At 71.2% G+C, this 22,295-nt stretch carries 20 protein-coding genes; 10 read left to right on the top strand and 10 right to left on the bottom strand.

The features are described from left to right. Positions 1-326 precede the first annotated feature (326 nt). Both AB0J06_RS14515 and AB0J06_RS14510 read left to right on the top strand, forming a co-directional pair. Positions 327-2,651: an immune inhibitor A domain-containing protein gene (locus AB0J06_RS14515; RefSeq protein ID WP_357428437.1), complete on the top strand. Its 2,325-nt coding sequence runs from the start codon at positions 327-329 to the stop codon at positions 2,649-2,651. Positions 2,652-2,862: 211 nt separating this feature from the next. Next, the gene (locus tag AB0J06_RS14510) at positions 2,863-3,783 is read left to right on the top strand and encodes an alpha/beta hydrolase (protein WP_357428435.1); all 921 of its coding nucleotides are present in this window, start codon (positions 2,863-2,865) and stop codon (positions 3,781-3,783) included. A 70-nt stretch (positions 3,784-3,853) separates the two neighbouring features. On the opposite strand, the gene AB0J06_RS14505 is transcribed toward AB0J06_RS14510, so the two are convergent. Beyond that, complete coding sequence (locus AB0J06_RS14505; RefSeq protein WP_357428433.1) at positions 3,854-4,027, bottom strand: hypothetical protein; 174 nt, start codon at positions 4,025-4,027, stop codon at positions 3,854-3,856. 11 nt (positions 4,028-4,038) lie between these two features. On the opposite strand from AB0J06_RS14505, the gene AB0J06_RS14500 reads away from it, so the two are divergent. Continuing rightward, positions 4,039-4,986 carry a type IV toxin-antitoxin system AbiEi family antitoxin domain-containing protein gene (locus AB0J06_RS14500; protein ID WP_357428431.1) on the top strand — a complete coding sequence of 316 codons (948 nt, stop codon included), beginning with the start codon at positions 4,039-4,041 and terminating at the stop codon, positions 4,984-4,986. 69 nt (positions 4,987-5,055) lie between these two features. On the opposite strand, the gene AB0J06_RS14495 is transcribed toward AB0J06_RS14500, so the two are convergent. Next, a complete protein-coding gene (locus AB0J06_RS14495) occupies positions 5,056-5,421 on the bottom strand; it encodes a hypothetical protein (RefSeq protein WP_357428463.1) in 366 nt (121 codons plus the stop codon). Then, positions 5,418-7,547 carry an SseB family protein gene (locus AB0J06_RS14490; protein WP_357428429.1) on the bottom strand — a complete coding sequence of 710 codons (2,130 nt, stop codon included), beginning with the start codon at positions 7,545-7,547 and terminating at the stop codon, positions 5,418-5,420. Before AB0J06_RS14490 ends, AB0J06_RS14495 begins: the two co-directional genes overlap by 4 nt. A gap of 260 nt (positions 7,548-7,807) precedes the next feature. On the opposite strand from AB0J06_RS14490, the gene mycP reads away from it, so the two are divergent. Then, positions 7,808-8,953, top strand: coding sequence for a type VII secretion-associated serine protease mycosin (gene mycP / locus AB0J06_RS14485; protein WP_357428461.1), 1,146 nt, complete (start codon positions 7,808-7,810; stop codon positions 8,951-8,953). A gap of 187 nt (positions 8,954-9,140) precedes the next feature. On the opposite strand, the gene AB0J06_RS14480 is transcribed toward mycP, so the two are convergent. The 3 genes from AB0J06_RS14480 to eccB all read right to left on the bottom strand — a co-directional run bounded on the left by AB0J06_RS14480 (position 9,141) and on the right by eccB (position 11,386). Beyond that, positions 9,141-9,434, bottom strand: coding sequence for a WXG100 family type VII secretion target (locus tag AB0J06_RS14480; protein WP_357428427.1), 294 nt, complete (start codon positions 9,432-9,434; stop codon positions 9,141-9,143). 22 nt (positions 9,435-9,456) lie between these two features. Further along, entirely contained in the window at positions 9,457-9,774 is a 318-nt protein-coding gene (locus AB0J06_RS14475; RefSeq protein WP_357428425.1) for a WXG100 family type VII secretion target, read from the bottom strand. 214 nt (positions 9,775-9,988) lie between these two features. Beyond that, positions 9,989-11,386: a type VII secretion protein EccB gene (eccB, locus tag AB0J06_RS14470; RefSeq protein WP_357428423.1), complete on the bottom strand. Its 1,398-nt coding sequence runs from the start codon at positions 11,384-11,386 to the stop codon at positions 9,989-9,991. Between the two features lie 161 nt (positions 11,387-11,547). Here eccB and eccE point away from each other — a divergent pair, with 161 nt between their 5' ends. From eccE to rarD, 4 genes are all read left to right on the top strand, one after another. Then, positions 11,548-13,344, top strand: a complete 1,797-nt coding sequence (gene eccE / locus AB0J06_RS14465; RefSeq protein WP_357428421.1) for a type VII secretion protein EccE — start codon at positions 11,548-11,550, stop codon at positions 13,342-13,344. Positions 13,345-13,527: 183 nt separating this feature from the next. Further along, positions 13,528-13,914 (top strand): phage holin family protein, encoded by a 387-nt coding sequence (locus AB0J06_RS14460; protein ID WP_357428419.1) that lies wholly within the window; start codon positions 13,528-13,530, stop codon positions 13,912-13,914. A gap of 72 nt (positions 13,915-13,986) precedes the next feature. Then, positions 13,987-14,454 (top strand): GNAT family N-acetyltransferase, encoded by a 468-nt coding sequence (locus AB0J06_RS14455; RefSeq protein WP_357428417.1) that lies wholly within the window; start codon positions 13,987-13,989, stop codon positions 14,452-14,454. A gap of 29 nt (positions 14,455-14,483) precedes the next feature. Then, entirely contained in the window at positions 14,484-15,416 is a 933-nt protein-coding gene (rarD, locus tag AB0J06_RS14450; protein ID WP_357428415.1) for an EamA family transporter RarD, read from the top strand. A gap of 27 nt (positions 15,417-15,443) precedes the next feature. Here rarD and AB0J06_RS14445 read toward each other — a convergent pair whose 3' ends face one another. Next, positions 15,444-16,136 (bottom strand): zf-HC2 domain-containing protein, encoded by a 693-nt coding sequence (locus tag AB0J06_RS14445; RefSeq protein ID WP_357428413.1) that lies wholly within the window; start codon positions 16,134-16,136, stop codon positions 15,444-15,446. Beyond that, positions 16,133-16,627: a sigma-70 family RNA polymerase sigma factor gene (locus AB0J06_RS14440; RefSeq protein ID WP_357428459.1), complete on the bottom strand. Its 495-nt coding sequence runs from the start codon at positions 16,625-16,627 to the stop codon at positions 16,133-16,135. Before AB0J06_RS14440 ends, AB0J06_RS14445 begins: the two co-directional genes overlap by 4 nt. A 219-nt stretch (positions 16,628-16,846) precedes the next feature. Here AB0J06_RS14440 and AB0J06_RS14435 point away from each other — a divergent pair, with 219 nt between their 5' ends. Beyond that, complete coding sequence (locus AB0J06_RS14435) at positions 16,847-18,997, top strand: PhoX family phosphatase (protein ID WP_357428411.1); 2,151 nt, start codon at positions 16,847-16,849, stop codon at positions 18,995-18,997. 69 nt (positions 18,998-19,066) lie between these two features. On the opposite strand, the gene AB0J06_RS14430 is transcribed toward AB0J06_RS14435, so the two are convergent. Next, positions 19,067-19,858 carry an IclR family transcriptional regulator C-terminal domain-containing protein gene (locus AB0J06_RS14430; protein ID WP_357428409.1) on the bottom strand — a complete coding sequence of 264 codons (792 nt, stop codon included), beginning with the start codon at positions 19,856-19,858 and terminating at the stop codon, positions 19,067-19,069. A gap of 152 nt (positions 19,859-20,010) precedes the next feature. On the opposite strand from AB0J06_RS14430, the gene AB0J06_RS14425 reads away from it, so the two are divergent. After that, positions 20,011-21,195, top strand: a complete 1,185-nt coding sequence (locus tag AB0J06_RS14425) for an MFS transporter (RefSeq protein WP_357428407.1) — start codon at positions 20,011-20,013, stop codon at positions 21,193-21,195. Positions 21,196-21,219: 24 nt separating this feature from the next. On the opposite strand, the gene AB0J06_RS14420 is transcribed toward AB0J06_RS14425, so the two are convergent. Beyond that, positions 21,220-22,266 carry a polyprenyl synthetase family protein gene (locus tag AB0J06_RS14420; protein WP_357428405.1) on the bottom strand — a complete coding sequence of 349 codons (1,047 nt, stop codon included), beginning with the start codon at positions 22,264-22,266 and terminating at the stop codon, positions 21,220-21,222. Positions 22,267-22,295 lie beyond the last annotated feature (29 nt).

The following is a 22,295-nucleotide window of genomic DNA, read 5'->3' as shown; positions in this document are numbered from 1 at the left end:
CAGGAACAGCATCGCGAACGCGCCGGCCCGGTTGATCAGCAGTCCGCACCAGAGGTACCAGTAGGTCGCCGGGAGTCCGCCGGCCGTGTCGTGCACGCCCACTTTGTTGTGAAGTACCATTGCGGCTCGACTTTCGGGTCAACGTCGAGACCGGAAATCATCGCGCTGATGGTATGACCCCAATAGAAGGTCCAGCTCTCACTCTTTCGACCAATTTCTCCTCGTGACATCGGTTCCTTCATCTGCAAAGGTGAGTGACACATCTCTGACGGCGCGCGCCCATTGGCTGTGCCCGTTTGTCACAGGTCCACAAAGAGGGAGAACCCTTGAGGAGACGAGTCACAGGCGGTCTCGCGAGTGTCGCGACCGTGCTGCTGGCGGCCGGAGCAGTCGGCGCGCCCGCGTCCGGGGCGCCCGCGGCCAACCCGGCGCCCGGTGTCGAGAAGTCGAAGCATCGCGCCGACTCGCTGCCCGACCCGCAGGTCGAGCAGCAGCAGGAGGTGCGCAAGGAGGCCATCGCCGCGCTGCTCTCGGGCAAGGCCAAGCTGCAGAAGCGCAACGGGTCCGAGGTCATCCAGATCAAGGCCGACCGGTTCGTGGAATACCGGCAGAAGCCGAAGACCGACCCGATCTTCACGGTCCTGGTCGAGTTCGGCGACAAGACCGACCCGCGCGCGGGCGGCACCGCCGGCCCGCGGCGGGGCGAGATCCCCAAGCCGGACCGCGTCTACGACGGTAACGCGACCGACAACAACAGCACGATCTGGCGGCAGGACTTCAGCCGCGACTACTTCAAGGAGTTGTTCTACGGCGTCGGCAAGGAGTCGATGCGGGACTTCTACCTGAAGCAGTCCGGCGGGCGTTACACGGTCGGCGGCGACGTCACCGACTGGGTGTCGGTGCCGTTCAACGAGGCGCGCTACGGCAGCAACGCGATCCCGGACAACGACGGTTCCTGGAACTTCGTCAAGGACACCGCGAACTCCTGGTACGACTCGCAGATCGCGGCCGGCAAGACCCCCGCGGAGATCAAGCAGTACCTGGCCCAGTTCGACGTCTGGGACCGGTTCGACTACGACGGTGACGGCGACTTCAACGAGGCCGACGGCTACGTCGACCACTTCCAGGCGGTGCACGCCGGGGAGGGCGAGGAGGCCGGCGGCGGCGCGCAGGGCGAGGACGCCATCTGGTCGCACCGTTGGAGTGCCTTCAACAACCTCAAGGGCAGCGCGGGACCGTCGTTCAACCTGAACGGTGGCACGCAGATCGGCGACTCGGGCCTCTGGATCCGTGACTACACCACGGAGCCGGAGAACGGCGGCCTGGGCGTGTTCGCCCACGAGTACGGCCACGACCTCGGCCTGCCCGACCTCTACGACACCCAGGGCGGCGACAACGGCGTCGGCTTCTGGAGCCTCATGTCGTCGGGCTCGTGGCTCAACCACGGCACCGAGGACATCGGTTCGACCCCGGGTTACATGGACCCGTGGTCCAAGCTCTACCTCGGCTGGCTCAACCACTCGACGGTCGACCACGACAGCGGGACGACGTACGTGACGCTCGGCGCCGCCGGCGACAGCGACGGTCCGGCGGCTCAGGCCGTCGTGGTCAACCTGCCTCCGCAGACGGTGACCAAGGAGTACACCAAGCCCTTCGCGGGCACGTACGAATGGTGGGGCGGCAGCGCCGAGAACCTCGAGAACACGCTGACCCGCACGCTCGACCTGAGCGGCGCCAAGAGCGCGTCGATCACCGCGAAGGCGCAGTACGAGACCGAAGAGGACTACGACTTCTTCTACGGCGAGGTGTCGACGAACAACGGTGCGACCTGGACCTCCCTGCCGCACCCGCTCATCGACCCGCCCCAGCCGGGCGGCGACCCCGAAACCGGTATCGACGGCTCCAGCAACGGCGAGTGGATCGACCTGAGCTACGACCTCTCCGCCTACGCCGGGCAGACCGTGCAGTTCCGCTACCGGAACTCCATGGACGGCGGCGTGCACTTCCCGGGCCTGTTCCTGGACAACATCTCGCTCGTCAAGGACGGCGCCACGGCGTGGACCGACAACGCCGAGACGCTGGCCGCGGAGTGGAAGGTCCGTGGGTTCACCCGCATCACCGGCTCGGTGACCGACGTCTACCCGCGCTTCTACATCGCGGAGAACCGGACCTACACCGGGTACGACAAAACGCTGCAGACCGGCCCGTACAACTTCGGGTTCGCGAACAGCCGGCCGGACTTCGTGGAGCGGTTCGCCAACCAGGAGGGCATGCTCGTCTGGTACGTGAACTACGCGTACGGCGACAACAACCTCTCGGCGCACCCGGGCTACGGCCTGAACGTGCCGGTGGACGTCCGACCCGCCCCGATCAAGGTCGCGGGTCAGGGCACGCTCAGCAACCGGCGCAACGGCTACGACGCCACGTTCAGCCGCTACGCCAAGCCGGCGCAGACGTTCCACCTCAACGGTGTGCCGACGACGGTCCCGAAGCTCGGCCCGGTGCCGGTCTTCGACGACTCGCAGTCGGACCGCTACTGGTCGGCGGAGAACCCGCAGAACTCGGTGAAGGTGGCCGGCCTCGGCACCAAGATCGAGGTGCTGCTGGAGCTGCGCTCGCACGACGCGATGATCGTCAAGGTCACCAACTGACCGGGTAACTCCCAGGGGCCGGTGGCGCAGTCGCGCCACCGGCCCCTGCTCGTTCAACCCCTGCGCCCACGAGGACTCGGCGAAAAGTCGGCAATCTACCGGAGCGCCCCCGTGATGTCCCTGACTATCCCCGGATCTGTCCCGCCGTACGGGACGTAGTCGCAGCTACTGCCCCTAGGCTGGCGCCATGAGTGGACGCGGTGCGACGACGATGAGTACGAAGGTTGACGAATCGTGCGTACTCGTCGACGGGCCCTGGCAGCACCGTTTCGTCGGCGCCAACGGCAGCCGGTTCCACGTCGTCGAGGCCGGCACCGGACCGCTCGTGCTCTTCCTGCACGGTTTCCCGGAATTCTGGTGGGCCTGGAACGAGATCCTGCCCGCCGTCGCGGACGCCGGGTTCCGCGCGGTCGCGGTCGATCTGCGCGGTTACGGCGCGAGCGACAAGCCCCCGCGGGGATACGACGGCTACACGCAGGCGGCCGACGTCACCGGACTGATCCGGGCCCTGGGTGAACGCTCCGCCATCATCGTCGGCACCGGGTTCGGCGGAATGCTCGGCTGGACCGCCGCCGCGTTCCACCCCCGCATGGTCAGTCGCCTCGTCGTGATCGGGGCGGCACATCCGCTGCGGCTGCGGGCGGCCATCTTCGCCGATCCGCGCGGTCAGTTCTCCGCCTCCACGCCCTCGCTCAAATTCCAGATTCCCCGGTTCGAACACGTGCTGACCCGCGACAACGCCGCGATGGTCGGCGACTTCTTGCGCAAATGGGGCGGGCGGGAGTGGACGTCGGGACGCGACTTCGACGAGTACGAAGCGCGGTGCCGGGAGGCGATGCGAATCCCGCAGGCAGCCTTCTGCGCGATGGAGGGCTACCGGTGGGCGTTCCGCTCACTGCTGCGACTGCACGGGTACCGCTTCGTCCGGCTGCTTCAGGAGCCGCTGGTCACGCCGACCCTGCAGTTGCACGGCGCGCTCGACACCGCCGTCCTGCCCCGCACCGCGCAGGGATCGGGCCGTTACGTGACCGCTCCGTACGAGTGGCGCCTGCTCGACGGGGTGGGGCACTTCGCGCATCTCGAATCCCCCGACCTCGTCCTCGGCGAAATCCTCCGCTGGTCAAAGTCCTGACCTCCCCACACCCACCCGGTCGCTGGCCCCCGTCGCGCGCCACGGCGTTACCCGTCGATCAAGGTCATATTCACATGACTTGATCTTCAATCGTGTGAATACGTCCTTGATCGACCGGGATGTCCTTGATCGATAGGCTGCCGTGTCTACCACGCACGGCCTTGATCAGGTGGTTTTCCACAGGGCCTCCCGTCGTCCACAGGCAGATCCCCGGCGGGTGGCGCCCTGCCCCCTCGATCGTCACGCTCGGCGTCCATGAGTGACCTCTACGACGACGCGGCGGCCGTCCCCCGGCTCCTGCAAGGCCGCCAGTCCGCCCGCCGGTACGGCGAACTGCGGCGGCAGGGGATCAGCCGCCAGCGCCTGTCCTGGGCGCACCGGCGCGGCCGACTGCTGCGCCCCTTTCACAACGCGTACCTTCTCGGGTCCGGCGGCGGCGACCTGATCGACACCCTGAACGCCGCACTCCTCGTCCTACCGCCCGCGGCCGTCATCGCGCGGCACACGGCCGCCGCGCTGTACGGGTTCGGTGTCGTGCCCGCTGATTCCGTCCATGTGGCGGTGCCGGCCGGCACTCCGGTGCCGCAGCGCAGAGGCGTGGTGGCGCACGAGTCCGTGCTGCCGTTCGAGGAGTTGATCGAGGTCTTCGGGATACCCTGCCTGCCGCCTGCGCGTTGTGCGATCGAGCTCGCGCGACAGCTCTCCCGGCCGGACGCGCTCGCCGTGCTCGACGCCGCGCTGCGCAGCGGCACATGCGGCCCGGAACAGTTGCTGGTCGAGGTGGGGCGCCACGATCGGCTGCGCGGGGTCTGCCAGGCGCGCGAACTCGTACCGCTCGCCACGCCGCTCCCGGAATGCCGTCAGGAAAGCCACCTACGGCTTCTGCTGCATGACGGAAGGCTGCCCGCCCCACAACCGCAGCTGGCCGTCGTGGACGAGTGGGGGGTCAAACGGCACCGGTTCGACCTGGGGTACGAGGACCAGCGGGTCGGCATCGAGTACGACGGCTCGTCACACCTGGATCGCGCACGGATGCGACACGATCGGCGTCGCCACAACTGGCTCGCGGCGCGAGGCTGGCGGATGCGCTACTTCACCGACGAGGACCTCTACCGATGGCCGGAACGGCTGGTGCACACCGTCCGCAGCACGCTGACGCCTCGATCAAGGAGTTCCTCGCCGATCAAGGACAAATTCACATGATCGGAGATCAAAGCACAAGAATATGCCCTTGATCGACGTGGACGGGGGCGGCGGGCGACGGGGGCGGGGTCAGACGCGGTGCTCGCGGAGGTCGGTGACCTCGTCGGCCGGGACCCAACCCTGATAGACGCCGAAGTCGAAGGCCTCCAGGCCCATCGACTCGGCGACCGGCGAGCGCCCGCCGGTGTATTCCACCCGCAGCCAGCTGTCGTGCTCGCCGAGCACGATGAACGGCTGCCCCTTCCAGGAGCAGGTGGTCCGGATGTACGACAGATCGCCCACCTCGGCGACCGGGAGCACGCGGACGAACCGACCGTCGCGGATCTCCTCGAACCCGTCGCCCGGCTGCCGCTGGTAGAGCCGTACGTTGTCGCCGTCCGGGGTGGCGTCGTATTCCCTGCCCTGCCACCGGGCAACGTAGCCGTCGCGCATCAGTCCTCCGCTACCCGTCGCCAGACAGGGGTGTCGCAGTCGAGGACCGCGACCAGTGTCTCCGAACCGTCGGCGCGAATTCGCCAGAGCTGCGACCCGTGCGGCAACCGCGCACTGTCCACCTTGAACTCGGCGATCACGTCGTTGCTGTCGCCCGGAGCGAACCCGTTGCCACGGAAGGGCGCGCGTTCGATCACCCAGCCCTCCATGGCGCGCATGGCGGCCTCGTTCTGACCGCCGTACGGGATCCGGTAGAGGCTGGGCCGGTAGGCGGGCCAGCGCAGCACGTACGTCTCGTCAGCGCTGCGGGCGAAGGGTGAGCCGGCATATCCGAGGCCGAGCGCGGCGTGCAGCTTGGCGGGCGTGGTCAGGTGCGCGACCTCGTTGGCGCGGTGGACGAAGCCGGATACCCGGTCGTATCCGCGTTCGAGGTAGTAGTCGAGCTGGCTGGCCGCGATGGTCTTCTGCATCATCGTCGGACGGTCGGGATCCTCCTTCGCCGGCGCGTACGCGGATCGCGGCGTCGGCTCCTCGACCGGTCCGGGCTCCGTCTGCTCGCTCTCCGCGTCGTCCCGGAGACCGACCTCGGCGGCCCAGCTGGCGAGGGCGAGGATCTGCCCGCCGGGCAGCTTGGCCCCGACGGGGGTGGCCGGGTTGACGGCGAACGACCAGGAGGGGTCGGGCCACTTGCGGATCAGTTGGACGAACTTCACCGTGGCCGTCTCGACCGGCTCACCGAGGTGGTCGGCGAGCCTTTGCGGCGAGGTGAAGACCACCACGTAGGTCTCGCCGTCGAGGATCTCGGTCCGCCAGACGAAGCCCTCGTCGCCGGGGAGCGCGGCGGGGGCTGAGGAGTCGGCGACCGGCAGCAGCACCTTGGCGAGCAGGAGCGTGGAAAGGAACGTGTCGGTGCTCCCCCCGCCGGCCGCCGCGAGCAGACTCGCTTCGACCTCATTCGCGGGGTCGAAGTTGGGCAACGCCGGGCTGGCCGAGCTCTCCGGGGCGGAGGACTCCGACGGTGCCGGGTCGTGCCCCGCATCGTCGGCCGGGCCGGCTGGCAGCGTGTCGTCGTCATCCTCGGCCGCGCCGTACCGCGAGGGATCCGTCAGGTCGTTTCGCGGCGACCCGTTTGTGGGCGGTTCGCTGACGGTCGAGACTGCTGCGTCGGACGACGTCGCCGCGCGCCGCGCATCGGGCGGCGGGCCCTCCGCATCGACCGTCACGGCGGCAGGCTGTGGCGACAGCGGCGCGGGAGGAGCGGGAACGGGGACGGGCGGAGCGGGAACGGGCGGAGCGGCAACGGACGGAACGGCAACGGCAGGCGACGGGACGGTCCCCGGATAGGCCGAGCTGGGTCGGGACGGACGCGCCGGCTCGTGCGCGGCGCCGTTGCTCGCCGGAGCGGCCACCGCCCCCACGCCGGCCGGCTGCGACTCGCCGCGCCCCGACTGCTCGACGCCGGCCGGCTGCTCAGTGCGCCCCGACTGCTCAGTGCGGGGCGGCTCCTCAGTGCGGGACGGCTCGACCGCCGCCGCCGGAACGGCGGGACGCGGGGACGGGGTCGGCCGCGGAGCCAGGGCAGGAGCAGCTGAAGGCGGCGACGCGGCCGCCGGGACGACGTGACCGTCGTCAGAACCCTGGTCCGGCGCCGTCGTGCCGGCCGGGACGGATGCCGTGGCCCGGGCCGGCGCGACGGACGCGGCGCGCTCCGGACGGGCGCGGGATGCGGCGGTTCGGCCCGGCAGGCGTACGTCGCCGCGGGCCAACTGGGAGACGAACCAGGCCGGCAGATAGCCCTCGATCGGCAACCCGGGGTTCACCGCGAGCCACCACTCGAGGTTGGGCCAGGTGTCGGCCAGCTCCTGGTAGGGCATCCGGCGCGTGGCGCCCGCGTTCTCACCCAGGCAGGCGGTCAGCGTGTCGCTCGAGGTGAACGCGAGCACATGGGTGCGCCCACCGGTGGTCCAGGTGCCCCAGCCCATCGGGGTCCGACCGGCGATCGCCTCGGCGGAGACCGGCAGCAGGAGTTCGGTGCGGGCGAGAATCCGGAAGTAGAGCTCCTGATCGTTCGCGCGCAGGGCATCCCGCATTGCGGCCTCGGCCTCGGTGACCGGCTCCCATTCAGTCACGGCCGCCCCCCTTCCGCCGAACAGGCCACACGCATCGCGTACAACTTACAAGGTAGTGGCAAGATCACAATGACTGGCAGATGGCGGGTGCCATAGTGCACCGTCCGCCGATAGCATCCGGTGCCGGACCCGACACAACTCGGAGGCGCGTGATGCCCGGCGGCACAGCACGATTCACGCTCGTGAGCGCGCTCGTCGCGATTTCCGTCGCGCCCGGCGCGCTGGCCGCGCCGGCAGCGGCGACGCCGGCCGCGACGGGTATGACCGCCGCAACCACCAGGAGCTATGCGGCACCCACCTGCAGCAGCCGGCCGGCTCCCCACCAAGCGTCGATCGAACTGCCGTGGGCGCAGGCGCGGTACGCGCCGGACCGGCTCGCTGTGATGGCCACAGGTGAGGGCGTCACGGTCGCGGTCATCGACTCCGGCGTCAGCACGACGCATCCGCAGTTGAAGGGGCGGGTGCTCAGGGGCACGGACCTCCTCGACCGTGGCGGTGACGGCACGCTCGACTGCGACGGCCACGGGACAGCCGTGGCGAGCATCATCGCCGCGACGCGCCAGAGCGGGACACAGTTTCGGGGACTGGCCACCAGGGCCAGGATCCTGCCGGTGCGGGTCAGTGAACAGCAGATCATCGGGGGGAAGGAGTCGGGGCGGACCGTCACGGCGAAGCAGTTCGCCGATGCCATCCGGTGGGCGGTCGACCACGGCGCGAACGTGCTCAACCTTTCCGTCGTGCTCTATGAGGACGACCCGGCGGTGCGGAGCGCCATCGAGTACGCGGTCGCGAAGAACGTGGTCGTGGTCGCCGCCGCCGGCAACCTGCACGAGAACGGGGATCCGCGCCCGTACCCGGCCGCGTACGACGGGGTGCTGGGGGTGGGTGCGATCGGCGCGGACGGCACCCGGCAGGCGTTCTCGCAGGTCGGTTCCTACGTGGATGTGGTGGCCCCGGGAGGCGGCGTGCTGGCCGCGGCGGTCGGTGGTGGGCACGCGCAGCAGAACGGCACGAGTTACGCGGCGCCGTTCGTCGCGGCGACCGCGGCGCTGATCCTCGACTACCGGCCGGAGTTGCGCGCGCAGGAGGTGATCGCCCGCATCATCTCGACCGCGGATCCGGCGGCCGGCGGCCGGCGCAGCGACTCGTACGGCAGCGGTGTGCTGAACCCCTACCGCGCGGTGACCGAGACGCGGGCCGTCGGCCGGCCCGAGCCACCCGCGCCGCTCCCCGCCGATCGGGTCGATCCGGCGGCGGCAGCCCAGCAGGAGCGGCGCGCGCAGTCGCGGGAACGTTCGTTGCTGCTGGCCGCCGTGGGCGGCGCAGCGGCCACGCTGGTGGTGCTGCTCGCCCTCGTACTGCCGCGCGGCAGCCGGCGCCGTTGGCGCCCCGCCGAGACGGCATGAGCCAGATGCGGCGCGAGCCAGATGCGGCGCCAGCCGGCGTGACGCACGTGGAGCGCGGGTCGGCGTGAGCCAGGTGGCGCCGCTGACTCGGCATAACCCGCGAAGCGCCCAACGAGGGCCGCGGCTGACGACGTACGAACGAAAAGGGCGCGCGGTCAACGACCGCGCGCCCTTTTCCGCACCGCGACTACTGAAACAGCCCGGTGTTCTTCTTCTCCGTGCTGAGGTAGTCGGCCGCGGACTCGTCCACGGCGACCTTGATCTCGCGGAGCATGTTCTGCAGGTCCTGTGACGCCGAACGCCACCGGTTCTGCCGCACCTGGTAGGCCTCCTTGGCCTCGCCGTCCCAACTGGCCACCAGCGGCGCGGCATCGCGCTCCAGCTGGCCCAGTTGGGACTCGAGGTTGTTCAACGCCTTCTGGATGTCCGCGCTCGCCTGCTGCAGCGCGGAGAAACTGACGACAAGAACGCCGTCTGACATCGGTCTTCCCTCCCCGGAACTCTCAGAGCGGCAGCTGAATGCCGCGGTTGGTGGCGGCGACCCGGCTGGACGCCTCGCTGTCGGACGCGTCGTACTGCTGGCCCGCGGTGCGGATCGCGGTCGCCGTCTCGCGCAGCGCACGCTGCATAGCCGCCTGGTCCTGCGACCACTGCTGCTTGACCTGCTCGAACGAACGGCCACCGGCCCCGCGCCACGCGGTCTGCAGCGCCTCCAGCTCGCCCATCAGGCTGCTGAGCATGCTCTGCAGCGACTGGTCGACCTGCTCGAACTTTGCGGCGCTCTGCTGCATCACCGCTGCTTCTGCCTGCGTCTGGGACACCCCGGACGTCACCCCGCTCCCTCAATCGTGGTCCGCTCCCCGACGCGTCCACGCTGGACCCGTCGGCGGGGCCCCGCACCAGGTCAGTGCGGGTAGCCCCGGTGTCTCTGGAGAATCTCCGTGACTGACGGTAGCGTCCGGCGTCCAGCCCCGGAACCCCTCGGCGGCAACCTGTGGACAACGCCGCTCCCGCTCAACACCGGCGACCGCCTCGTCATGACTGCGGCGCGGGACCCCGCGCCGCCTCCGGGTCGAGCGCCTTGCCGGCCGGCACGAGCGCGACCAGGTTGGCCGGTAGCGGCAGCGGCTTCACCCCGCCGTATCCCAGTGTCGCGAGCACGTCACTGTTGACGACCGCGTAGCGCCGCCCCAGGTCGGTGACGACCGAGATGGCGCCGCCGGTCGCGCCGGGCGCGGCCGCCGCCTCCACCACCGCGCCGCGGCCCGGGGCGACGACGATGTAGTCGGCGAGCGCGGCGCCCTCGGCCGACCGGGCTCCCGTGCGGGGGGTGTCGGCGACGTTCGGCACATCGGCGCCGACCCGCATTTCGAACACCCCGGTGTCGTCGCGCACCTGCCCGCAGAGAGCCCTGCTCGCCGTATCGACCAGCTTCGGCGTGGTCGCGGGAGGCGCGGCGGCGCCGGACGGGACGAGGTCGGGCAGCTTCTTGACGCCGTTGAAGCGCCCCTGCGACAGCGGCGTCGGCTTTCCCTGCTGGCGGAGATCGGTGATCAGCAGGTCAGCCTGGACCTGGGTGATGCCCGCCAGCCCGTCCCGCTGCGCGACGGCGAACTGACGGCCACCGCCCTGGCTCTCCACGACGAACACCTCACCGATCTTGGCGCCCGGCACGGCGACGGAGTCCTCGCCCTTGCCCACGATGGGGATGCGGGCCAGATCGGCGCCGGCGGGCAGCGCGTTGAGCAGCGCCGGCGCGACCGGCGACGGCCGGTGACTGGTCCAGGTCAGAGCGTTGAGCACCGTGTCACGGTCCCGCAGCAGGTGTCGGCGTTCCTGCCAGATGAGGTAGAGGCTCCCGTCGGGGTGGCGGGCCAGCACCCCGTCATCGTCCAGGGTCGTGCCGCCGCTAGCCGGGGCGCCGACCAGCAGCGCCGAGCGCACGGTCGACGGCCCGCCGTCGCCGGGCGGCATCGAACAGACCGCCCACGGGCCGGTCGCGAGCCGGTTGGCCGGGGGCAGCGCGTCGGGGGCGTCGACGATGCCGAGCGGATTACCCCGGGTGACGCCCTCGATCGACTTGCGCGAGACCCGGACGGTTTTCGGCTCGGGCGAGCCGACGATGAGCAGCGCCGACGCGTAGTTGAGGACCGGATGCAGCTTTTCGTCGCGGTACACGTAGCGCGCGCCGGACTCCTCCTCGACGATGACCACGTTGCTGTCGCGCCAGTTCGTCGCGCCGCCGCCGACGAGCGCGCCGTAGACGGCGACGCCGCCGAGCGCGATCACCGCGATCAGCAGACTGGCCAGGGTGGCCCCGGCCGCGCGTCGGAATGGCGACTGAGGAGGATCGGTCTCCCGCATCACCAGCGCGGCGACCACGCGCTGAACCATGAACTGGTACGAGTGCAGCTGGTCCTGCCGTGATGGCATCCGGCCCCCTCCCCAGTCGGTTCGGCCAATACGATAGGCGGCCGACTGCCCGTGTCGACCGCGACTACGCAGGGGAGGCTACCGCGATGTCCGTGAGTGTGGTGGACCGCCAGCCCGGGCCTACGGGCCACAGCGGACCGTCCCCGGACGGATCGCGAGCAGTGCCGTCCCGGCCACGACCGGGGCGCGCCGGGTTGTTCGGCGTACGTGCCGGTCAGGTGGTGGTCACCCAGGCCGCTGTCGCGCTGCTCATCGCGGCGCTGGGACACGGGTCCCTCGCCGTGGTCGGCGCGGCGCTGGTCGCCGTCGTGCTCGTCCTCACCGCCTGGGTACGGCTCCGCCGGCGCTGGCTCTTCGAATGGCTCGCCGTCGGCGCGCGCTACCTGGGCCGCCGGCACACGCTTCCCGCCACACCCGACCCGGCCGCCCTGCTCGGGCTGGTCGCCCCGGACGGGCAACTGCGTCCCGCCGACCTCGGTGGCGACGCAGCCGCGGTGATCGCCGACGGACAGGGGCTCACCGCCCTGCTGGAGCTGGGTGATCCCGCCAGCCTGCTCACCGACGCCACCGAGGCGCTCCCCTCGCCCGCCAGCCTGTTACCGGCCGCCAGCGCCGAGCTTCCACCGGTCCGGATCCAGCTGTTGCTCTCCGGCACGCCGGCGCCCGCGCTGCGGGCCGGCGGGGGCATACCCGCCAACTCCTACCGCCAGCTCGCCGCCGGCCGGGTGCTCGGCCAGGCCCGCGCCGTGCTCGCCATCCGGGTGCTCCGCACCGAGGACCGGAGCGACGACGATCTGCTCCGGGCGTTGTCCAGCCTGGTGCGCAAGGTGCGCCGGCGGCTCGGCGCCGTCCCGGCGCGGCCCCTGGGCGAGAGCGCCGCGCTGCGCGTACTCGGCGAGCTCGCCCATCACGACGGTGCGCAACCGGCGCGGGAAAGCTGGCAGAGCGTGCAGCTCGGCGGGTTGCAGCAGGCGACCTTCCGGCTGCGGCGCTGGCCGGACCTGCGCTCCGAGACCGCCCGCCGGCTGGTGCCACGCATGCTCGGACTGCCGGCCACCGCCACCATGGTCTCGATCAGCGCCGGACCCCGCGCCGGCGGTCCCGAGACGGTCGCCGTCGATCTGAGCGTACGACTCGCGGCCGCCGACCAGGCGAGTCTCTCCACCGCGGTCCAGGCGCTGCGCCGGCTGCTCGCCGCCGAGGGTGCCGAGGCGCGACGGCTCGACGGCGAGCACATGGAGGGTTTCGCCGCCACGCTTCCGCTCGCCGCCGGGGCGCCCGGCCCGGTCCCCGGCCTCGCCAGGTCGTCCGTGATGGCCGCCTCGGCGCTGGACAATGTCGACCTCACCGTCTCCGGCGCGGGCCTGATGATCGGGGCCAACCGGCACGGCACCCCGGTGACCGCCCGGCTGTTCCGGGCGGAGACCACCCGGGCCGTGCTGATCGGCGGCATACGCGGCGCGCAGCTCATCGCTCTGCGCGCGATGGCGCTCGGCGCCCGGGTCGTCGTGCAGACCGCCCGGCCGCGCGCCTGGGAGCCCTTCGTCCGCGGCGTGAGCACACCGGTCGAGTCGATCGCACTCATCCCGCCCGGCCGCGCGGTCGGCGGACCGCCGGGTACCCCCCTTCATCCGCTGCTGGTCGTCGTGGACGTCGGGCCGGTGGCTGCGGAGAGCCAGCCGGGGCCGGGTTGGCAGGCGACGCTCGTCGTCCGCGATGAGCTGAGTGCGATCGACGTCGACGTGGTCTCCCGCGCCGACCTGGTGGTGCTCCAGCCCCTGCGGCCCGAGGAGGCGGCGCTGGCGGGAGCGAGTCTGGGGCTCGGCGAGGCGGCCGAGTGGCTGACCCGGATCCGGGACGACATGGTGGGCGTGGTCAACCGGCGTACCGTCCGCTGGGCCCTCCTGTCCACCACCCCGATCGAGTCCCAGCTGATCGGCGCCCCGACCCGCCACTGACCCGCGTCGCCGCCCGGCCCCACCGGGCCTCCGCCTCGCGCCGCGTCCGTCCGTCGCGGTGTCGCCTCCGGGCTCCGCTCGCTCCCCCATCGGGTGATCCGGCTGACCGACGGCGCGGGCGCCGGACACGCCGTGATGTTGCGGGGCGACATGAGGGCCGGGTGTCATGGCACCATCCCCCGCATGGGTTTTGTGAAAGGCCTCCTCATTCGGGTCGCCAGCACGGCGTTGGCGTTCTGGCTCGCCACCCTGCTGATCCCGGGAATCACGCTCGGCACCGAGTCGGTCAGCGAGGCGGTGACGACGCTGCTCTTCGTCGCCGTCATCTTCGGCGTGGTCAACGCGGTGCTCCAGCCGATCATCAAGACCGTCGGTTGCGGGCTCTACCTGCTGACGCTGGGCCTGATCGCACTGGTCGTCAACGGGCTGCTGTTCCTGCTCACGAGCTGGATCGCCGACCAGTTGGACCTCCCCTTCCACGTCGACGGCTTCTGGCCGGCGGCGGTGCTCGGGGCGCTCTTCGTCGGTCTCGTGACCTGGGTGCTCGGCCTGATCATGGACCGCGACTGACGGTCATCGCCAGCGACCACGATCCGGGAAGTGGCCTGGGACGCCGCGGACGGTGCGCGCTACCGTCGGCCGGTGTTGACGATCACGCGCGATGACGGCTACGAGTTCTCCACGGATCCGGGGCGGATCGACATCGACCGGGTGCACCAGTGGTTGTCGACCGACGCCTACTGGGCGATGGGCCGGCCCCGGGACGTCTTCGTCCGGGTGGTCGCCGCCTCGACCGTCGTCGGCGTCTATCGCCCGGGCGACGGAGAGCAGGTGGCCTTCGCCCGGGCGGTGACCGACGGCGCGCTCTTCGCCTGGCTCTGCGACGTCTATGTCGATCGTTCGGAACGCGGGCGCGGGCTCGGCACGTGGATGGTCGGCTCGCTCCGCGACGAACTGGTCGAGCGGGGCGTACGCCGGATCCTGCTCAACACCGCGGACGCGCACGGCGTCTACGCGAAGCACGGTTTCACGCCGCTGGCCGAGCCCGATCAATGGATGGTGTACGACCGGGGTAACAGCGCGGTGACGCCGATCACGCGCAAGGACTGAGTGACCTGCCAGCCCCTTACGGTGGAGGGATGAGCGAGCTACGTCGCGGATACCTGTACGGCCTGGCCGCGTACGTCGTGTGGGGTTTCTTCCCGCTCTACATCAGGCTCCTGCGGCCCGCCGGGTCGGTGGAGATCCTGGCGCACCGGGTGGTCTGGTCGGTCGTCTTCGTCGCCCTCGTACTGGCCGTGGCGCGCAACTGGACGTTCCTGCGGGCGCTGCTGCGCCGGCCGAAGGCGATGGCCGCGATCACCGCCGCGGCGATGGTGATCGCCGTCAACTGGGGAACGTACATCTACGGGGTCAACTCCGACCGGGTGGTGGAGACCGCACTCGGCTACTTCATCAACCCGCTCGTGGTCGTCCTGCTCGGCGTCACCGTGCTGCGCGAGCGGCTGCGACTCGCCCAATGGCTCGCCCTCGGGGTCGGTGGCCTGGCGGTGGTGGTGCTGACCATCGACTACGGCCGGCTTCCCTACATCGCGCTCACGCTGGCCCTGACCTTCGGGACGTACAGCCTGGTGAAGAAGCGGCTCGGGCTCCCCGCGGCGCAGGGACTGTTCGTAGAGTCGGCGGTGCTCGCGCTCCCCGCGCTGGCGTACCTCGGCTGGCTCAGCTGGCATTCCGAGGCCACCTTCGGTCACGTCTCCGCCGGACATACGGCGCTACTGGTCTTCGCCGGCGCGGCCACCGCGATCCCGCTGCTCCTCTTCGCCGGCGCCGCGAACCGGCTGCCGCTGACCGGGCTCGGCATCCTGCAGTACGCGGCGCCGGTCATCCAGCTCGCGTGCGGCCTGCTGATCTTCCACGAGCCGATGCCGCCGGCGCGCCTCGCCGGCTTCGCGCTGGTGTGGGTGGCGCTGATCGTGTTCACCGTCGACGGGCTCCGGCACGGCCGCCGAAGCTCCCGGGCGGCACTGCTGGCGGCCACTCCCGAACCCGCGGCGGCGACCTCGCGCTGATCCCGCCCGGTCAGCACCGTGCGGCCGTCAGGGAACGTCGTAGGCGAGCAGCGGCTTGCCGTCGTAACGGGTGAGCTCCAGCCGGATCAGGTCGGCGCCGGAGAACCGGGTCGTGCCGGAGAGCGCGACCTCCTTGCCCGGCGCGGCCACCCAGGAGCCCACCTGCTCGGTCGCCCCGTCGGGACCGTGCGCGACCAGCCGGAACGTGTACGCCTTGCCCCAGTCCGCGTTCTGCGCGTAGGCGCAGCGCATCGTCACCTCGGTCCCCCAACTGGTGCCGCGCAGCCCGATCTGCGCGCTCACCGGCGCGCCGCCCTGCAGCGGCGCCATGGAGACCATGGTGACGGCCGGCCGGTTCCCGTCCGGACGCCCGGTCGGGCCGATCCAGCCCACGCCGAGCCCGACGACCGCCGCCAGCGCGGCGGCGGCGAGGGCGCCACCGGTAGCCCGCCAGCGTCGGGCCCGCCGGTTCCGGCGTCGCTCCAACTGGGCGGCCGTGACCACCGTGGCGAGCCGTGGTCCGGCGGAGGGCGGGTCGGCGATCTGCTCGAACCCGGCAGGGTCGAGACGCCCCAGCAGACCGGGCAGCACGGCGATCTCGGCGACCGCCTGGCGGCACGCGGCACAGCCGCCCAGATGGTGCTCATAGGCCGCACGCTCCGCCGGCGAGAGGGCGCCCAGGACGTACGCGCCGTCGTCGTGCGAGTAGTCGCACCTCATTGGGTCACCCCCATCTCCGCTAACACGAGTCGCAACGACCGCAACGCATAGTGGGTACGGGACTTCACGGTGCCGGACGGCACGCCCAGCCGGGCGGCCGCCTCCGCCACCGACCGGCCCCGGTAGAAGCACTCCACGAGCACCTCGCGGTGCGGTTGGGAGAGGCGCGCGAGCGCCTCGGCGACCGTCCACGCCTCGACGGCCCGGTCGGCCTCGTCCACCGCGGGTGGTGGCTCGGGGACTTCGTCGGTGACGATCTCACCGACCCGCGCGCTGCGCCGCCGCCACGCATCGATCGCGAGGTTACGTGCGGTGGTGAAGAGCCACGCGCGTACGGAGCCCCGCTGGGGATCCAGCGACTCCGGATGTCGCCAGGCCCGCAGCAGCGTTTCCTGCACCAGGTCCTCGGCGCGCTGGCGGTCCCCGCCGGCAAGCCGCAGAGCGTGCGCGAACAGCGCGTCACCGTGCTCCTCGTGCAGCGCGCGCAGCAGTTGTGCGTCCTGGTCCGTCAAGAGCCGCCCTTCCCTTCCGGACTGTGACACGTAGCCGACCGCGGGCCGGTTCAAATACAGTTGTTCATCTTTCGTTCATCGAGCGGCCGGACCCCGCTCACAGCACGCTCCTAGCGTCCGCAAGCGTGCGCGCCGGCATGCCGTTCCCACGGTGGACGTGCCGGTCGTGCACCTGACCAGCGAGGAGGCTCCTGCCCTATGAGCGACCACACGAACCCGCGGCTGCTGCCCCTGCTCCGCCCCGTCGGGCACGGCGGGCGCACCCCGATGACGTGCCTCTACCGCTGCGGCAATGCCTGTGACCACCCGGTGCCGAACCAGTCCGACAACGCGTACTTCGGCGATCTCATGGCGGCCGGTGGGGACGTCGAGCCGTCGGCGACCGCCGGCGTTTCCCGCCGCGGGGTGGTACGGGCTGGCGCGCTCGGCGCGCTGGTGCTCGGCTTCGGCGGCGCGGTGGCGGGCGGTGCGCCCGCGCTGGCCGCCACCGGTGAGACCCGGACGAGCGGCGGCACGCCCCCGGGTGCGTTGAAGGGCCGCCCCGGCAGCGGCGCACTGACCTTCAAGCCGATCCCGCCGAACACGCTCGACAGCCTGGTGGTGCCGAACGGCTACGACCACGCCGTGGTGATCCGGTGGGGCGAGCCGGTGCTGCCGGACGGGCCGGAGTTGGACGTCCACCACCAGACCGGCGCCCGGCAGTCGAAGCAGTTCGGCTACAACAACGACTTCCTGGCGGTGTTACCGCTGGACAAGCGGGGTCGCTCGGCGCTCCTCTGGTCCAACCACGAGTACACCAACGAAGAGCTGATGTTCCCGGGCTTCACCAACCACGACGCGCTCACGGTGGATCAGGTGCGGGCGGCGATGGCGGCGCATGGCGGGTCCGTGGTGGAGCTGGAGCGGGTCGGCGACAGCGGACAGTGGACCGTGGTCCGCAACGGCCGGCGCCCCTACAACCGCCGGATCACCGCGCTCGCCACCACATTCGAGCTCACCGGTCCGGCCGCCGGATCGGACCTGCTCAAGACGGCGGCGGACCCGAGGGGCCGGACCGTCATCGGCATGCTCAACAACTGCGCCGGCGGCGTCACGCCGTGGGGGACGATCCTCTCCGGAGAGGAGAACTTCAACCAGTACTTCGTCGGCGGTGATGCCGCGCCCGAGGCGCTGAAGCCGACGCTCGCCCGCTACGGCGTCAGCACGACGGCCCGCTACCCCAGTGGCAGTCGCAAGTGGGATCGGGCGGACGAGCGGTTCGACCTGGCCCTGCACCCCAACGAGGCGCACCGCTTCGGGTGGATCGTCGAGGTCGATCCCTACGACCCCGAGTCGACCCCGCGCAAGCACACGGCGATGGGACGGTTCAAGCACGAGGGCGCGAACGTCATCGTGGCCAGGGACGGCCGGGTCGCCGCGTACATGGGTGACGACGAGCGCTTCGACTACCTCTACAAGTTCGTCTCCGACAAGAAGATGATGAAGGGGGACTCACGCGCCGCCCGTCGGCACAACCTGAGCCTGCTGGAGTCCGGGACGCTCTACGTGGCGAAGCTGGAGTTCACCAGCGCGGGCGAGATCGACGGCTCCGGCAAGCTCCCGTCCGACGGCGCGTTCAACGGCACCGGACGCTGGATCAAGCTGGTCAGCGGCAACCGCTCGTACGTCCCCGGGATGACCGCCGCCGACGTGCTGACGTTCGCCCGCGTCGCCGGCGACAAGGTCGGCGCGACCAAGATGGACCGTCCCGAGGATGTCCAGCCCAACCCGGTCAACGGCAAGATCTACGCGGCGCTGACCAACAACAGCAACCGGGGGGTCGGCAGCAACGCGGCGGCCGACGAGGCGAACCCGCGCAGGGCGAACAGGCACGGGCAGATTTTCGAGATCACGGAGGACCGCGGCGACCACACCGCCGAGACCTTCTCCTGGTCGCTGCCGATCGTCTGCGGCGACCCGGCGGACCCGGCGACCTACTTCGCCGGCTACGACAAGAGCAAGGTCTCGCCGATCTCCTGCCCGGACAACGTGGCGTTCGACCGTGCGGGCAACCTCTGGATCGCCACCGACGGCAACGCGCTGGGCAGCAACGACGGGCTCTTCGCGACCGCGATCGAAGGTCCGGAACGCGGTCACCTCAAGCAGTTCCTGACCGTGCCGGTGGGGGCGGAGACCTGCGGTCCGTTCATCACCGAGGACGAGCGCTCAGTCTTCGTGGCGGTGCAGCACCCTGGGGAGATCGACCGCGCCTCGATCGACAACCCCGCCTCCACCTGGCCGGACGGCGATTTCGCCAAGCCGTCGGTGGTCTGCACGTGGCGCCTCGACGGCGGGCACATCGGCAGCTGAGGGTCGACGCGGCACCGGGCCGGCTTCGGCACCGTGGGCGTTCCACCGGCGGTGGGACGCCCACGGTCGTCATGCGGAGTGGTCGACGGCCATGATGGCGTCGGAGACGGTGCGAGCGACCGCCAACAGCTTGGCCCGGACCACCCGCGCGGAGGTCATCATCTCGGCCGCCGGCAGGGCGCAGGCGAGCACGACGCGGCGCTCCATGTCCTTGTCGGGAGCGACCAGCACGGCCGCACACGCGACGCCCTGCCGGTACTGCCCCATCTCGAGGTGCATCCCGCGCCGGTCGCCCGCCGCGAGATCGGCGTCGAACGCCTCCACAGTGGTCAGGGTCGTGGAGGTGAACGGCCGCATGCCGTATTCCTTGAGGTAGCGGTAGCGCTGGTCGGGCGTGAGCGTGGCGAGCAGCGCCTTTCCGAGCGCCGTCGCATGCGCTCCCTCGTCGAAGCCGGGCACCAGGTCCTCCAGGAACGGCGACCGCGGTCCCTCCGCCGATGCGGTTATCGCTACCTGGCCTCCGATGAACCGGCCGAGGAAATGGCTGTAGCCGGTGTCCAGCGCCGCCCGGCGCAACGATTCGCCGACGGCGGGCGGACCGCGGAAGGCCGCCACCAACTCGCGGTAACGGTCGGCCACCTCCAACCCCACGATGTAGGTGCCGTCTTCCCTGCGGATGACGTAGCCCTCGTAGGCGAGGGTCCGCACGAGGTGGTAGGTGGTAGCGACGGTCAGCTCGCATCGTCGCGCAATCTGTTTGACGGTCAGGCCGCGCGGAGCACGGCCGACCGCTTCGAGCACCCGTAGTGCCCGCGACACGCTGCGGATCAGATCCGAAGGTTCCGCCAAGGGGTCGCGCACAACCACCTCCGACGCCGGGGACTTACACCATATGAAAAACGACGCCGGAGCGGAATGCCCGCGCGGATCGAGGGCGCCAAATATCCGACAGCAATGCGTGCGGTGTCCGACACGTGCGGTTCGTCCGGCCGGTTCGCGTAAGGTCACAAGCAATGGCAGAGATCATTACGGACGCACCCGCGTACGCGTCCGCCCCTCATCCGGTACGGGCCGCTGCCGGCGCGACCACGACCACCATCGCCTGCGTGCTGCCGGTGTTCCTCGTCGGTGGACTGGCCGTGCAACTGGGCGAGGAACTGCGCTTCTCCCCGGCCGGACTCGGCCTGGCGGTCTCCGTGTACTTCGGGGTCAGCGCGCTCGCCTCCGTACCCTCCGGTCGCCTGGTCGAACGGTGGGGGCCGACGGCCATCGCCCGCATCGGCATCGTGCTCTCCGCCGCGTCGCTCCTCGCCATCGGGCTGTTCGCCCGCTCGTTCCCCCTGCTCGTCGCCCTGTTGGCGGTCAGCGCCGGCGCCAACGCCCTCGGGCAACTCGCCAGCAACGCAGCGCTGGCGCAACAGGTGCCGCCCGGCCGGCAGGGCTTCTCCTTCGGCGTCAAGCAGGCCGCGATCCCCGTCTCGACGCTGCTGGCGGGCGCCGCGGTGCCCACCGTGGCACTGACCGTGGGCTGGCGGTGGGCCTTCATCACGGCCGCCGGGACCGCGCTGGCGGCGCTCGCCCTCGTACCCCGCGGCCACCGCCCACCGCAGCGGCGGGCGACGGGTCCGGACGGCGGGCGCGCCACTGCGGCGCTCGTCACCATCGGCGTCGCCGCGACGCTCGCCGCCGGCGCGGCCAACGCCCTCGGCACCTTCCTCGTCGACTCGGCGGTCGTCCGCGGGATCGGCCCCGCGCTGGCCGGGCTGACCCTGACGCTCGGCAGCGCGATCTGCGTCGCCGGCCGCGTCCTCGCCGGCTGGATGGCCGACCGGCGCAGCGGCGGACACATCGCCACCATCGCCGGAATGCTGGTGATCGGCGCGCTCGGGCTGACGCTGCTGGCGAGGTCCGGGCCGGTCACCCTCACCGTCGGAGTCGCCCTCGGCTTCGGGCTCGGCTGGGCCTGGCCAGGACTGATGAACTTCGCCGTCGTCCGGCTTCATCCGCAGGCCCCGGCCACCGCCACGTCGATCACCCAGACCGGGGTGTACGCCGGCGGCGCGGTCGGTCCGCTGGCGCTCGGCGCCGTCGCGACACACGCCGACTATCCGATGATGTGGCTGACCGCCGCCGTGGCGATGCTCCTGGCCGCGGCGCTGATGCTCGTCGGCGGCCGGATGCTCAGCGCGCGGCAGTAGAGCCTGGCCGCACCTCGGGCGGGTCTAGCTGGTGCGGTCGGCGATGAAGTCGCAGAGCGATTCCAGCGCGCGCCGCGGGAAGCCGTCCGGCAGCGGAGCCAACTGCTGCCGTGCCTCCTCCGCGTAGCTGCGAACCGTCTCCCGCGCCTGCTTCATAGCCGGCGACTCCCGCAGCAGACCGAGCGCCTCGGCGTGCAGGTCGTCCTCGGTGACCGGACCGGCCGACAGGATCTCCCGGAGCCGCAGCGACGCCGCGTCGGAGTCGTCCGAGCCGAGCGCGTAGAGCACCGGCAACGTCGGCACGCCCTCGCGCAGGTCGGTGCCGGGCGTCTTGCCCGACTGCCCCGACTCCGAGGCGATGTCGAGCAGGTCGTCGGAGAGCTGGAACGCGACGCCGATCGTCTCGCCATACCCGGCGAGCGCCTCGATGTGCTCGGGCGTCGCACCGCCGAACATGCCGCCGAACCGTGCGGACGTCGCGATCAACGACCCCGTCTTCTCGGCGATGACCTGCAGGTAGTGCGCGACCGGGTCGTCGCCCTCGCGCGGGCCGACGGTCTCCGCGATCTGGCCGTGCACGAGCCGGGCGAACGTCCGGGCCTGCAGCCGGACCGCCTCCGTGCCCAGGTCGGCGGCGATATCCGCCGCGCGGGCGAAGAGGTAGTCGCCGACCAGGATCGCCACCGAGTTGGTCCAGCGCGAGTTGGCGCTGGGGGCACCGCGACGCACCGGGGCCTCGTCCATCACGTCGTCGTGGTAGAGCGTCGCCAGATGGGTGAGCTCCATGACCACGGCCGCCGGCACGACCAGCGGTGAGTCAGGGTCGCCGAAGTGCGAGCCCAGCGCCACCAGCAGCGGCCGGAAACGCTTGCCGCCCGCGTCCACCAGATGCCGCGCAGCCTCGGTGACGAAGGGGTCTGCGCTCGTCACGCAACTGCGCAGCTCCGCCTCGACCCCCTGGAGGGTGCCGAGCACCGATGCCTCGAGGACGGGGTCGACGAAGTCGAGCCCGATCGAGGTCAGCGCAGCTGAGCTCTTTGCGCTGGTCCGATCGTCAGCCGTCCTCACCACACCCCCCACGATGCCACACCGACCCCACC

The organism is Micromonospora sp. NPDC049679 (genome assembly GCF_040659735.1).
In the GTDB taxonomy this organism is placed as follows: domain Bacteria; phylum Actinomycetota; class Actinomycetes; order Mycobacteriales; family Micromonosporaceae; genus Micromonospora_I.
The sequence above is the reverse complement of the archived record's forward strand: the minus strand, read 5'-3'. Positions and strand labels throughout refer to the sequence as shown.

Coding starts and splice junctions, on each gene's coding strand:
- AB0J06_RS14445 (WP_357428413.1), bottom strand. CDS start 16,136: ATGAGGTGCGACTACTCGCACGACGACGGCGCGTACGTCCTGGGCGCC.
- AB0J06_RS14460 (WP_357428419.1), top strand. CDS start 13,528: ATGGGTTTTGTGAAAGGCCTCCTCATTCGGGTCGCCAGCACGGCGTTG.
- rarD (WP_357428415.1), top strand. CDS start 14,484: ATGAGCGAGCTACGTCGCGGATACCTGTACGGCCTGGCCGCGTACGTC.
- AB0J06_RS14500 (WP_357428431.1), top strand. CDS start 4,039: ATGAGTGACCTCTACGACGACGCGGCGGCCGTCCCCCGGCTCCTGCAA.
- AB0J06_RS14510 (WP_357428435.1), top strand. CDS start 2,863: ATGAGTACGAAGGTTGACGAATCGTGCGTACTCGTCGACGGGCCCTGG.
- mycP (WP_357428461.1), top strand. CDS start 7,808: ATGACCGCCGCAACCACCAGGAGCTATGCGGCACCCACCTGCAGCAGC.
- AB0J06_RS14435 (WP_357428411.1), top strand. CDS start 16,847: ATGAGCGACCACACGAACCCGCGGCTGCTGCCCCTGCTCCGCCCCGTC.
- AB0J06_RS14480 (WP_357428427.1), bottom strand. CDS start 9,434: ATGTCAGACGGCGTTCTTGTCGTCAGTTTCTCCGCGCTGCAGCAGGCG.
- AB0J06_RS14425 (WP_357428407.1), top strand. CDS start 20,011: ATGGCAGAGATCATTACGGACGCACCCGCGTACGCGTCCGCCCCTCAT.
- eccB (WP_357428423.1), bottom strand. CDS start 11,386: ATGCCATCACGGCAGGACCAGCTGCACTCGTACCAGTTCATGGTTCAG.